Source organism: Blastococcus sp. PRF04-17, from assembly GCF_023016265.1.
In the GTDB taxonomy this organism is placed as follows: Bacteria; Actinomycetota; Actinomycetes; order Mycobacteriales; family Geodermatophilaceae; genus Blastococcus_B.
In genome coordinates this window covers 2,954,439-2,966,405 of sequence record NZ_CP095412.1, presented here as the reverse complement: position 1 = coordinate 2,966,405, position 11,967 = coordinate 2,954,439, and the positions used below count along the sequence as shown (strand labels likewise).

Sequence of the window (11,967 nt, the reverse complement as noted above, 5' to 3'; positions counted from 1 at the left end):
GTATCGCGTACTGTTGGTACCGGCCAACTCAGCCGACCCCGGAGGTTCCAGTGGCTGCCAACTCCAAGCCCGCGACGCGTCAGGCCGCGATCGTCGGCGGGAACCGGATCCCGTTCGCCCGCTCGAACTCGAAGTACGCGCAGGCGTCCAACCAGGACATGCTCACCGCGACCCTCGACGGGCTCGTCGCCCGCTTCGGGCTGCAGGGCAGGCAGCTGGGCGAGGTGGTCGCCGGCGCCGTCCTCAAGCACTCGCGCGACTTCAACCTGACCAGGGAGTCCGTCCTCGGCTCGAAGCTGTCGCCGGCCACTCCCGCCTACGACGTCCAGCAGGCGTGCGGCACCGGCCTGCAGGCCGTGACGCTGGTCGCCAACAAGATCGCTCTCGGCCAGATCGAGTCGGGCATCGCGGGCGGCGTGGACACCACGTCCGACGCCCCGCTCGCCGTCGGCGACGACCTGCGGCGGGTGCTCATCTCGCTCAACAACGCCAAGACGCTGCAGGACCGGCTCAAGGTCCTGGCGAAGATCCGCCCCGGCATGATCGTCCCCGAGATCCCCCGCAACGCCGAGCCGCGCACCGGCCTGGCCATGGGCGAGCACGCGCAGCTCACCGCGCACGAGTGGGACATCAGCCGCGAGGCCCAGGACGAGCTCACCGTCCGGTCGCACCAGAACATGGCCGCCGCCTACGACAGCGGCTTCTTCGACGACCTGGTCACCCCGTTCCTCGGTCTGACCCGCGACCAGAACCTGCGGCCGGACTCGTCGCTGGAGAAGCTCGCGACGCTCAAGCCCGTCTTCGCCAAGGGGCTGCCCGAGGGTGCCGAGGGCACGATGACCGCCGGCAACTCCACGCCGCTGTCCGACGGCGCCTCCGCGGTGCTGCTGGCGTCGGACGAGTGGGCGTCGGACAACGGGCTGCCGGTGCTGGCGCACTTCGTCGATTCGCAGACCGCCGCGGTCGACTACGTCCACGGCGGCGAGGGCCTGCTGATGGCGCCGGTCTACGCCGTGCCGGTGATGCTCGCCCGCAACGGCCTGACGCTGCAGGACTTCGACTTCTACGAGATCCACGAGGCCTTCGCCTCGACGGTGCTCGCGACGCTCAAGGCGTGGGAGGACGACGGCTACTGCAAGGAGAAGCTCGGCCTCGACGCCGCGCTCGGCTCGATCGACCGGTCCAAGCTCAACGTCCACGGCTCGTCGCTGGCCGCCGGGCACCCGTTCGCGGCCACCGGCGGCCGCATCGTCGCCCAGCTGGCCAAGACGCTGCACGCCGCCGGCCCCGGCAAGCGCGGGCTGATCTCCATCTGCGCCGCCGGCGGCCAGGGCGTCGTCGCCATCCTCGAGTCCTGACCGCCCCCGTCAGCTTTCTGTACCGAAAGCTGCGGTCCCCCGCCCAGCTTTCGGTACAGAAAGCAGGAAAGAGAGCACTTCGTGAGTGACTGGTACCGCGACTTCGCGAACTCCGGCTTCGGCACCACCCTCACCAAGCAGCTCGGCCTGCCTCGGCCCGCGGTGCTGCGCCGCTACGCGCCCGGCCAGCCGCTGCTGCCCGGTCCGGCGGTCATCGGCTCGGCGGGCGAGGGCCGGCTGCGGAACACCCTGACCGAGCTGCTGAAGGGCGAGGGCGTCGCCGTGCAGTCCCCGGTGACCGCCGACGGCGCCACGGACGGCGAGAAGCCGGCCGCGGTGATCCTCGACGCGACGGGCCTGCGCACCCCGGGCGACCTGGCCGGCGCGCACGACTTCCTGGCGCCGGCGGTGAAGCGCCTCGCCCCGACGGGCCGGGTGCTGATCCTGGCCGAGCCGCCGTCGGAGTCCGACTCCCCGGCGCAGGCCGCCGCCCGGCAGGCGCTGGACGGACTGGTCCGCTCCATCGGCAAGGAGCTGCTGAACGGATCGACGGCGAACCTGCTGTACGTGCCGGCCGGCGCCGAGGGCTCGATCGCCTCGCCGGTGAAGTTCTTCCTCTCCGGCCGGTCGGCCTACGTCGACGGCCAGGTGGTCACGCTGACCGCCGCCGACGTCCCGTCAGGTGAGGACGACGAGAAGCCGCTGGCCGGCAAGGTCGCCGTCGTCACCGGCGCGGCCCGCGGCATCGGCGCGGCGATCGCCGAAGTCATGGCCCGCGACGGCGCCCACGTCGTCGCGGTCGACATCCCGGCGGCCGGCGACAACCTCGCCACGGTCGCCAACCGCATCGGCGGAACGGCGTTCGGTCTCGACATCACCGCCGACGACGCGCCCCAGCGGCTGGTCGAGCACCTGCGCGAGCGGCACGGCGGCGTGGACATCGTCGTGCACAACGCCGGCATCACCCGCGACAAGCTGCTGGTCAACATGGACGCCGCCCGGTGGAACTCGGTCATGGCGGTCAACCTGCAGGCGCAGCTCGACATCACCCAGGCACTGCTCGACGCCGAGGGCCTCCTGAGGCCGAACGCCCGGATCGTCTGCGTCAGCTCGCAGTCGGGAATCGCGGGCAACCGCGGCCAGACCAACTACGCGGCGTCCAAGGCCGGGGTGATCGGCATGGTGCGCGCGTGGGCGCCGACCTTCGCCGACCGCGGCGCGACCATCAACGCGGTGGCGCCCGGGTTCATCGTCACCGAGATGACGGCGAAGATGCCCTTCGGCACCCGCGAGATCGGCTCCCGGATCAACTCGCTGCAGCAGGGCGGGCTGCCGGTCGACGTCGCCGAGACCATCGCCTGGCTGTCGCAGCCGGGCAGTGCCGGCGTCAACGGCCAGACCGTGCGGGTCTGCGGCCAGTCGATGCTGGGGGCGTGATGGCCACGACCGTCCTGGAGCAGGCGCCGAACCTGGGTCAGCTCTACGCCAAGGCGGCGGTCACGGCGTGGGGCCGCGGTGGCGGCCTGCCCGACACCCGTCTCGCGCGCCGGGGCGTCACCGTCGACCCGGCGCACCTGGCCGCCTACACGCGGGTGTGCCGGCTGCCGCTGAACGACGTCCTCCCGGCGACCTACCCGCACATGCTCACCTTCCCGCTGCAGATGGCGCTGATGAGCGACCGCTCGTTCCCGGTGGCGCTGCCGGGGCTCGTGCACGTGCGCAACCGGATCGAGGTGCTCCGGCCGGTCGGCGCCGACGCGCTGCTCGACCTGGAGGTGTGGGCGGAGAACTTCGCCGCTCATCGCAGCGGGGCGGCGGTCGACCTGCGGGCCACGGTCAGCGCCGGCGGCCAGGAGGTGTGGCGCTCGACGTCGACCTACCTCTCCCGCGGGGCGAAGGCGCCCGAGGGCGCGCCGGAGGCCGACATCGAGGTCTCCGTCGGCGACCTCGCCCGTCCGGTGGCCACCTGGCGCGTCCCGGACGACGCCGGACGGCGCTACGCCAAGGTCTCCGGCGACGTGAACCCGATCCACCTCTCGGGCCTCACCGCGAAGGCGTTCGGTTTCAAGCGGGCGATCGCGCACGGCATGTGGGTCAAGGCTCGCGTGCTCGGCGCGCTGTCCGGACGGCTGCCCGACGCGCTCGACGTCGACGTCAGCTTCCGCAAGCCGCTGTTCCTGCCGTCGACGGTCACCCTCGCCACCGCGCAGGCCGGCGGGGGCTGGGACGTCGCCGTCCGCAACGCGACGAGCGGCACCGAGCACGTGGTGGGCACCATCCGTCCGCGCTGATTCATTGCCCTCACCTGTTCATGGCCCCGCACCTGGCGATGGCCCCCACCTGGCGATGATCATCGGCGAATGGCTGGTCACCACGCCGCTGGGGGCGACCACCTGCCGATGATCACGGCGGACGGATCCACAGGAGAACCGCATGGCAGTGTCGTTCGCGCTGACCGAGGACCAGCTCGAGCTGCAGAAGTGGCTGCACGAGTTCGCCGCGAACGTGGTGCGCCCGGCGGCGCACGAGTACGACGAGCGCGAGGACTTCCCGTGGGAGGTCCTGCAGGAGGCCGCCACGATCGGGCTGTACTCGCTCGACTTCTTCGCCACCCAGTGGTTCGACGAGTCCGGACTCGGCATCCCGCTGACGATGGAGGAGCTCTTCTGGGGTGACGCGGGCATCGGCCTGGCCATCGTCGGCACCACGCTCGCCGCGGCGTCGGTGCGGGCCAACGGCACCGACGAGCAGGTCGGCCGGTGGATCCCGGCCATGTTCGGCACGGTCGCCGAGCCCAAGGTCGCCGCGTTCTGCTCCTCGGAGCCCGACGCCGGCTCCGACGTGGGTGCCATGCGCACCCGGGCGGTCTACGACGAGAAGGCCGACGAGTGGGTGCTGACCGGCACCAAGACCTGGGCGACCAACGGCGGCATCGCCGACATCCACGTGGTCACCGCCGTGGTCGACCCCGAGCTGAAGACGCGGGGGCACGCGAGCTTCGTCGTCCCGCCCGGCACGAAGGGCATCGCGCAGGGGCAGAAGTTCCTCAAGCACGGCATCCGCGCCTCGCACACCGCCGAGGTCGTGCTCGACGACTGCCGCATCCCGGGCGACTGCCTGCTCGGCGGCCGGGAGAAGCTCGAGGAGCGGCTTGCCCGCGCCCGCGAGGGCGCGAGGAGCGGGCGGACCCAGCCCTCGATGGCCACCTTCGAGCGGACCCGCCCCGGTGTGGGCGCGCAGGCGGTCGGGGTGGCGCGGGCGGCATACGAGTACGCCCTGGAGTACGCCAAGCAGCGGGTGCAGTTCGGCCGCCCGATCATCGAGAACCAGGCCATCGCGTTCATGCTCGCCGACATGAAGACCTCGATCGACGCGGCGCGCTTGCTGGTCTGGCGTGCGGCGTGGATGGCCCGCAACGGCCAGCGGTTCACCTCCGCCGAGGGCTCGATGTCCAAGCTCGTCGCGGGCGAGACCGCCGTGCGGGTGACCGAGCAGGCGATGCAGATCCTGGGCGGCAACGGTTACACCCGCGACTACCCGGTCGAGCGGATGGCGCGCGACGCCAAGATCTACACGATCTTCGAGGGGACGTCGGAGATCCAGCGGCTGGTCATCGCGCGGACCATCTCGGGCGTGCAGATCCGCTGAGGAGTCCTGCGGACCCGAGCTTTCGGTACAGAAAGCGCGGCGTCGTGGGCGAGCTTTCTGTACCGAAAGCTGGGGCGCCTACCGGTTGCGGCCCAGGGCGTCGTGGCTGGTCACCCAGTCGCCGGCCAGGATCGCCGACGTCAGCGAGATGTCCCCGGCCAGGACGACGCCGGCGCAGATCTCGGCGAACTTGTAGACCTTGCCCTTGCCGTAGCAGCCGAGCATTTCCAGGCATTCGCGCTGTGTCGGGAGCCCGGTCCCGCCGCCGTAGGTCGCGACGATGAGCGAGGTGAGCGTCGTCGACCAGTAGTAGTCGCCGTTCTCCCGCAGCTGGGCGTAGGTGATGCCGGAGTGCGACTCGCTCACGTTGGCGACGTCCTGGCCGGTGGCGATGAACATCGCGGTGAGGCCGTTGGCCGCGTGCGCGCCGTTGTAGGCGGCCCCGGACATGAACGCCCCCGCCATGCCGATCTGCCGGTACTCGAACAGCTGCCGCGTGTCGACGCCGGTCAGCCGCCGCAGCACCTCGTTCGGGATCGTCACCTCGGCCACCACCCGCTTGCCGCGGGTCATCAGCATGTTGATCTGCGAGTGTTTCTTGTCGGTGTCGATCGCACCGGAGAGCACGTAGCGCGGGTGGTCGGGGTGGTTCTCGCGGATCCACTCGCAGGCGGCCAGCGTCGCCTTGCCCGTCATGTTCTGCCCGGCGGCGTCCCCCGTCGTGTAGTTGACCCGCAGGTACCGCAGCGGGCCGATCTGGTGCTGTCCGATGTAGGTGAGCTTGCCCGAGCGCGTCGTCGACTCGGCCGCGGCGCGGATGCCGTCGATGTGCTCGTCCACCCAGCGGCCGAACTCCCGCGCCTCGAGCGCGTTGCCGAAGATGAACGCCGGCGCGCGCTGCATGTGGTCGTCGACGACCGTCGTCCGCACGCCACCGCACTCGGCGATCACCCGCATGCCGCGGTTGTAGCTGGCGACCAGCGTGCCCTCGGTGGTGGCCATCGGGATGAAGAAGTCGCCCTGCGCGTGCTCCCCGCGGACGGTCAGGGGGCCGGCGACCCCGATGGGCACCTGCGCGACCCCGGTGAAGTTCTCGACGTTGCCGGGCAGCACGGCCGGGTCGAACGAGTACTTCGCGACGTGGTGGAGGCCGGCGCCGGTCTGCTCGGCGACGAACGCCTGGCGCTCGTGCGCCATGTCGTCGGTGTAGTCGTGCTCCTTGTCGCGCGGGATCCGGGCGCGGGATCGCGGCTGGACGTCGGTCATGCGGGCCCCCTGCGCAGCGGTCGACGGACGCCCTCAGTGTGGGCCAGGCCACTCGTCACCGCTCGGCCGCCGGTACGTATCGAACGGGCAACGATCCCGCTCAGCACCGGATTGGGGTGGCAGCCCCGGGCCTCGCGGGCCAGGGTCGGAGGCGGACGACTGCACCCGAGCTCCCGGAGGAACCCCGTGCGCGCCAGCCGACCACTTGCCCTCGCCGCAGCCGGCGCCCTCCTCCTGACCGCCTGCGGTGGTGGCGGGGAGAGCGTCGACACCGGTGGCAGCGGCGGCGGTGGGGACGGCGACAGCGTCCTGATCGCCGCGGTGAGCGCCCAGCCCGACCAGCTCGACCCGCACGTGACGAGTGCCTACGCCAGCTTCCAGGTGCTCGAGAACGTCTACGACACCCTCGTCGTCCCCAATGCCGAGGACCTGACCTTCGAGGCGAGCCTGGCCGAGGAGTGGGAGGTCAGCGACGACAACCTGACCTGGACGTTCGCCCTCCGCGATGGCGTCACCTTCCACGACGGCAGCGAGTTCGACTCCGCCGACGTCGTCTACTCCTACAACCGGATCATCGACGAGGAGCTGTCGAACGCCTACCGGTTCGCCAACGTCGAGTCGGTCGAGGCGCCGGACGACCGGACGGTGGTCATCAACCTCTCGCAGCCGACGCCGAACCTGCTCGAGCGGATCGGCGCCTTCAAGGGCATGTCGATCGTCTCGGAGAACGCGGCCGAGGAGTTCGACCTCACCACCGAGGCGAACGGCACCGGCCCCTTCCGGCTGGAGAGCACCGACGCCACCAGCACCGAGCTGAGCGCCTTCGAGGACTACTGGGACGGCGCTCCGGCCATCAGCGGCGTGGAGTTCCGCTACATCACCGAGCCGGCGGCGGCGCTGACCGCGCTGCGCAACGGCGAGGTGCACTGGACCGACAACGTGCCGCCGCAGCAGATCGAGTCGCTCGGCGAGGGCGGCGAGGTCGAGCTCGAGACGACCGCCAGCGTCGACTACTGGTACATGTCGATGAACTACGCGGTGCCGCCGTTCGACAACCCGCAGGTGCGGCGGGCGATCGCCACCGCCGTGGACCGCGACGAGGTCGCCGAGGCCGCCCGGTTCGGCGCGGCGCGGGCCAACCAGACCGCGATCCCCGAGGACAGCTTCTTCTACTACGACTACGCCCCGTTCGAGACCGACCCGGACGCCGCCCGGCAGCTGCTGGAGGAGGCCGGCGTGACCACGCCGCTCACGATGGGGCTGATGGTCACCGACGAGCTGCCCGAGTCGGTGACGTCGGCCCAGGTCATCGCCAGCCAGCTCGAGCCGATCGGCATCAACGTCGAGGTGGAGGTCCTCGACTTCGCCACCTGGCTGGACCGGCAGAGCCAGGGCCAGTTCGACGCGTTCCTGCTCAGCTGGCTCGGCAACATCGACCCGGCCGCCTTCTACGAGTCGCAGCACATCACCGACGGCGCGAACAACTACCAGGGCTACAGCAACCCCGAGGTCGACGCGCTGCTGCAGGAGGCCTCGACGACCGTCGACGAGGAGGAGCGCAAGGAGCTCTACGACCAGGCCGCGAAGCTGATCGTGGACGACGTCTCGTACCTCTACCTGTTCAACCCCGACGTCGTCCAGGCGTGGGTCCCGGGGCTGGAGGGCTACCAGATCCGGGCCGACCGGGCGATCAACTTCGAGGACGTGGAGCTGCCCTGACCGGGTACCTGCTCCGGCGGGTCGGCCAGTCGCTCGTGGTACTGGCCGGCGTCAGCGTGCTGGTGTTCTCCCTGGTCCACCTCGTACGGGGTGACCCGGTCCGCCTCGCGCTCGGCACCCGCTTCTCGCAGGAGACCTACGACGCGCTGCGGGCCCGCAACGGCCTGGACCTGCCGCTGGTCGAGCAGTTCTTCAACTGGGCCGGCCGGGCCGTCACCGGCGACCTCGGCGTCAGCTTCCGCAGCGGCGAGCCGGTGACCGCGCTGATCGCCGAGCGGTTGCCGGCCACGCTGACCCTGGCGTTCGCGGCGATCCTGCTCGCCCTGCTGATCGCCGTGCCGCTGGGCACCATCTCGGCGCTGCGCCCCCGGTCGGTCGTCGACCGGATCGCCACGGTGATCAGCCAGATCGGCATCTCGGTGCCGGACTTCTGGCTGGCGATCGTGCTGATCCTGGTGTTCGCCGGCACGCTCGGCTGGCTGCCCTCCGGCGGCTACGTGCCACTCACCGACGACCCGCTCGGGTGGGCGCAGCGGCTGATCCTGCCGGCGGTGACCACCGGTGTGGTCTCCGGCTCGGTGATCACCCGGTTCGTGCGGTCCAGCGTGCTCGAGGCGCTCGGCTCCGACCACGTGCGCACCGCGCAGGCCAAAGGGCTGCCGCAGCGGCAGGTCTTCACCTGGCACGTCCTGCGCAACGCGCTGCTCCCGCTGGTCACCGTGACCGGCGTGCAGCTGGCCTACCTGCTCTCGGGCGTGGTGGTGGTCGAGATCGTCTTCTCCTGGCCCGGCCTCGGCCAGCTGGCGCTGCAGGCGGTCCGGGCCCGCGACTACCCGGTGCTGCAGGGCGCCGTCCTGCTGTTCGCCCTGGTCTTCCTGGTCATCAACCTGCTCGTGGACCTGCTCTACACCCGGATCGACCCGAGGATCCGCCGATGACCGCGCTGCCGACCCCGGGCGCGACCCCCGCGTCCCCGCCGCCGGGCGAACCGGTCACGTTCAAGCCCGCCCGCCCGCGGTGGCGGGAGACCCTGGGCCTGCTCGTCCGCAACCCCACGGCGGCCGTCGCCGCCTTCGTGCTGCTGCTGATCATCGTGGTGGCGGTCTTCGACGACACCTCCGCGCCCCAGTCGGGGACGGCGCAGGACATCCCGAACCGGCTGGAACCGCCCAGTTCGAGCCATTGGTTCGGTACCGACGACTACGGCCGCGACATCCTCAGCCGGGTCATCCTGGGTGCGTCGGTGTCGCTGAAGGTCGGCTTCCTGTCCGTCGGGCTGGCGCTCGTCGTGGGCACGCTCATCGGCCTGCTCGCCGGGTTCTACGGGGGCTGGATCGACGACGTCCTCATGCGGTTCATGGACATGCTCTTCGCCTTCCCGGCGGTGCTGCTGGCCATCGCGATCCTGGCGATCCGCGGGCCCGGGACGACGAACACGATCATCGCCATCGCCGTCGTGTACGTGCCGATCTTCGCCCGCGTGACCCGCGCCAGCGTGCTCGGCGTCCGGGAGGAGGTCTACGTCCGCGCCTCGCGGTCGGTGGGCGCCTCGGACTTTCGCCTGCTCACGAGGCACGTGCTGCCCAACGCGGCGCCGCCGATCATCGTGCAGACGTCGGTCAGCCTCGCCTTCGCCGTCCTGGCCGAGGCGGCGCTGTCCTTCCTCGGCCTGGGAACGCAGCCGCCGAACCCGTCGTGGGGACTGATGCTGGCCGAGGGGCGCGGCTTCATCGACCTGGCCTGGTGGCTGGCCTTCTTCCCCGGCATGGCGATCGTCATCACCGTGCTGTGCTTCAACCTGCTCGGCGACGGGCTGCGCGACGTGCTGGACCCGCGCCAGCGGACGCTGATGGCCGGTGGTGGGCGGTGAGCGTGCTCGAGGTGGAGGACCTGCGGGTGCAGCTGCGCACGCCGCGCGGTCCCGCCCATGTGGTCAACGGGCTCTCCTACACCGTCGGGCCCGGCGAGACGGTGGCGGTGGTGGGGGAGTCGGGCAGCGGCAAGAGCGTGTCGGTGCTCGCGCTGCTCGGGCTGCTGCCGCCGCGGGTCGCCACCGTCACCGGCCGGGCGCTGCTGCAGGGTGAGGACCTGCTGGCCATGTCGCCCGAGCGGCTGCGCCAGGTGCGCGGGCCCGGCGCCGGCATGGTGTTCCAGGACCCGATGACCTCGCTGAACCCGGTGCTGACGATCGGGCGGCAGATCGTCGAGGGCCTGCGGGCGCATTCCGACCTGTCGGTGGCGGCGGCCCGCCGGAAGGCGGCCGAGCTGCTGGGCGAGGTGGGGCTGCCCGATCCCGAGCGGGCGCTGGACCGGTTTCCGCACGAGCTGTCGGGCGGCATGCGGCAGCGGGTGATCATCGCGATCGCGCTGTCCAACTCGCCGGCGCTGCTGATCGCGGACGAGGCGACGACCGCGCTCGACGTGACCGTGCAGGCGCAGATCATCGACCTGGTCGAGAAGCTGCAGGCCCACCGCGGTACCGGCGTCATCTGGATCACCCACGACCTCGGCGTGGTCGCGGGGATCGCCGACCGGGTGCTGGTGATGTACGGCGGCCGCTGCGTGGAGGACGGCACGGTGGACGACGTCCTCGAGCGGCCGGCCCACCCCTACACGCGCGGGCTGCTGGGCTCGCTGCCCGATCTGGCCGCGCCGGTGGGCCCGGACGGCGAGGTGCCGGAGCTGGCCACGGTGCCGGGACTGCCACCGCCCCCGACCGACCTGCCGCCGGGCTGCGTGTTCTGGCCGCGCTGCCCGGTGCGCGGCGACGCCCGCTGCGAGACCGAGCAGCCCCCGCTGGTCCCGATCTCCGACCGAAACCGCGGTTCCGGTCGTGATCCGGCCGGCCAGAACCGCGGTTCCGGCGCCTCGGGGCTGGAGCACCGGGCCGCGACGTGGTGCACCGGATGAGCGACGTCCTGGTCTCGGCGCGGGGCCTCGAGGTGCACTTCCCGATCCGCGGCGGCGGGGTGCGGCGGAAGACGGCCGGGGTGCTGCGCGCCGTGGACGGCGTGGACCTCGACATCGTCCGCGGCGAGACGCTGGGGCTGGTCGGCGAGTCCGGCTGCGGCAAGTCGACGCTGGGCAACGCGCTGCTGCGGCTGGTGCCGCCCACCGGCGGGACCGTCACCTTCGACGGCACCGACGTCACCGCGCTCGACCGGCGGGGGCTCAAGACGATGCGCCGTCGGGCCGGGATGGTGTTCCAGGACCCGTTCGCGTCGCTCGACCCGCGCCGCACCGTCGCGCAGACGGTGGCCGAGCCGCTGGAGGTGCACGGTCTGCGGTCGGGCCGGCGCGAGCGCGCGGCCCGGGTCGGCGAGCTGCTGGAGCTGGTCGGGCTGGACCCCGCGGTGGCCGGCCGGTATCCGCACGAGTTCTCCGGCGGTCAGCGGCAGCGCGTCGGCATCGCCCGTGCCCTGGCCGGTGAGCCGGACTTCCTGGTCTGCGACGAGGCGATCGCGTCGCTGGACGTCAGCGTCCAGGCGCAGGTGCTCAACCTGCTGCGCCGGCTGCAGCGGCAGCTGGGGCTCACGCTGCTGTTCATCTCCCACGACCTGTCCGCCGTCCGGCACCTGTCCGACCGGATCGCGGTCATGTACCTGGGCCGGGTGGTCGAGATCGGGCCCGCGGCCGCGGTGGGGTCCTCCCCGCAGATGCCGTACACCCAGGCGCTGCTGTCGGCCGTGCCCGTGCCGCATCCGCAGCTGGAGCGGGCGCGCAAGCGGATCGTGCTCACCGGCGACGTCCCCTCGCCGTCCGCCGTCCCCAGCGGGTGCCGGTTCCGGACACGCTGCCCGTACGTGTTCGAGCCCTGCCCGGACGTCGACCCGGCGCTGCAGCCGGCCGGCGCGCCCGGTCAGCTGGCGGCCTGCCACCTGCACGGCGTGGTCGGCACCCCTGTCACGTCGGACACACCCCCGCCGCCGTGATCATCGGCGAATGGCTGCCCGACGCGCCGACGGCAGCAGCCATC

General features: G+C 71.9%; 10 protein-coding genes. 9 read left to right on the top strand and 1 reads right to left on the bottom strand.

Features of this window, described 5'->3' with window-relative positions; genetic code table 11:
- Positions 1 to 50: 50 nt before the first annotated feature.
- The 4 genes from MVA48_RS14985 to MVA48_RS14970 all read left to right on the top strand — a co-directional run bounded on the left by MVA48_RS14985 (position 51) and on the right by MVA48_RS14970 (position 5,006).
- Positions 51 to 1,358, top strand: coding sequence for an acetyl-CoA C-acetyltransferase (locus MVA48_RS14985; protein ID WP_246981500.1), 1,308 nt, complete (start codon positions 51 to 53; stop codon positions 1,356 to 1,358).
- 81 nt (positions 1,359 to 1,439) lie between these two features.
- Positions 1,440 to 2,795, top strand: coding sequence for a 3-oxoacyl-ACP reductase (locus MVA48_RS14980; protein ID WP_246981499.1), 1,356 nt, complete (start codon positions 1,440 to 1,442; stop codon positions 2,793 to 2,795).
- On the top strand, positions 2,795 to 3,649 hold the full coding sequence (locus MVA48_RS14975) for a MaoC family dehydratase (RefSeq protein WP_246981498.1): 855 nt from the start codon (positions 2,795 to 2,797) through the stop codon (positions 3,647 to 3,649). The genes MVA48_RS14980 and MVA48_RS14975 overlap by 1 nt, the downstream gene beginning before the upstream one ends.
- Before the next feature lie 142 nt (positions 3,650 to 3,791).
- Positions 3,792 to 5,006, top strand: a complete 1,215-nt coding sequence (locus MVA48_RS14970) for an acyl-CoA dehydrogenase family protein (protein ID WP_246981497.1) — start codon at positions 3,792 to 3,794, stop codon at positions 5,004 to 5,006.
- Positions 5,007 to 5,084: 78 nt separating this feature from the next.
- On the opposite strand, the gene MVA48_RS14965 is transcribed toward MVA48_RS14970, so the two are convergent.
- Positions 5,085 to 6,272 (bottom strand): hydroxymethylglutaryl-CoA reductase, encoded by a 1,188-nt coding sequence (locus MVA48_RS14965; protein ID WP_246981496.1) that lies wholly within the window; start codon positions 6,270 to 6,272, stop codon positions 5,085 to 5,087.
- A gap of 186 nt (positions 6,273 to 6,458) precedes the next feature.
- Between MVA48_RS14965 and MVA48_RS14960 the strand changes: the two genes are divergently transcribed.
- The 5 genes from MVA48_RS14960 to MVA48_RS14940 are packed head-to-tail and all read left to right on the top strand — an operon-like array spanning position 6,459 to position 11,923.
- Positions 6,459 to 7,991: an ABC transporter substrate-binding protein gene (locus tag MVA48_RS14960; RefSeq protein ID WP_246981495.1), complete on the top strand. Its 1,533-nt coding sequence runs from the start codon at positions 6,459 to 6,461 to the stop codon at positions 7,989 to 7,991.
- Positions 7,988 to 8,929 (top strand): ABC transporter permease, encoded by a 942-nt coding sequence (locus MVA48_RS14955; RefSeq protein WP_256461174.1) that lies wholly within the window; start codon positions 7,988 to 7,990, stop codon positions 8,927 to 8,929. The genes MVA48_RS14960 and MVA48_RS14955 overlap by 4 nt, the downstream gene beginning before the upstream one ends.
- Positions 8,926 to 9,861 carry an ABC transporter permease gene (locus MVA48_RS14950; protein WP_246981493.1) on the top strand — a complete coding sequence of 312 codons (936 nt, stop codon included), beginning with the start codon at positions 8,926 to 8,928 and terminating at the stop codon, positions 9,859 to 9,861. Before MVA48_RS14955 ends, MVA48_RS14950 begins: the two co-directional genes overlap by 4 nt.
- The gene (locus MVA48_RS14945) at positions 9,858 to 10,901 is read left to right on the top strand and encodes an ABC transporter ATP-binding protein (protein ID WP_246981492.1); all 1,044 of its coding nucleotides are present in this window, start codon (positions 9,858 to 9,860) and stop codon (positions 10,899 to 10,901) included. Before MVA48_RS14950 ends, MVA48_RS14945 begins: the two co-directional genes overlap by 4 nt.
- On the top strand, positions 10,898 to 11,923 hold the full coding sequence (locus tag MVA48_RS14940) for an ABC transporter ATP-binding protein (RefSeq protein WP_246981491.1): 1,026 nt from the start codon (positions 10,898 to 10,900) through the stop codon (positions 11,921 to 11,923). The genes MVA48_RS14945 and MVA48_RS14940 overlap by 4 nt, the downstream gene beginning before the upstream one ends.
- Positions 11,924 to 11,967: the final 44 nt, after the last annotated feature.

Excerpts from the sequence above, each read along its gene's own strand:
- MVA48_RS14975 (WP_246981498.1), top strand. The coding sequence starts at position 2,795 with ATGGCCACGACCGTCCTGGAGCAGGCGCCGAACCTGGGTCAGCTCTAC.
- MVA48_RS14970 (WP_246981497.1), top strand. The coding sequence starts at position 3,792 with ATGGCAGTGTCGTTCGCGCTGACCGAGGACCAGCTCGAGCTGCAGAAG.
- MVA48_RS14965 (WP_246981496.1), bottom strand. The coding sequence starts at position 6,272 with ATGACCGACGTCCAGCCGCGATCCCGCGCCCGGATCCCGCGCGACAAG.
- MVA48_RS14950 (WP_246981493.1), top strand. The coding sequence starts at position 8,926 with ATGACCGCGCTGCCGACCCCGGGCGCGACCCCCGCGTCCCCGCCGCCG.
- MVA48_RS14940 (WP_246981491.1), top strand. The coding sequence starts at position 10,898 with ATGAGCGACGTCCTGGTCTCGGCGCGGGGCCTCGAGGTGCACTTCCCG.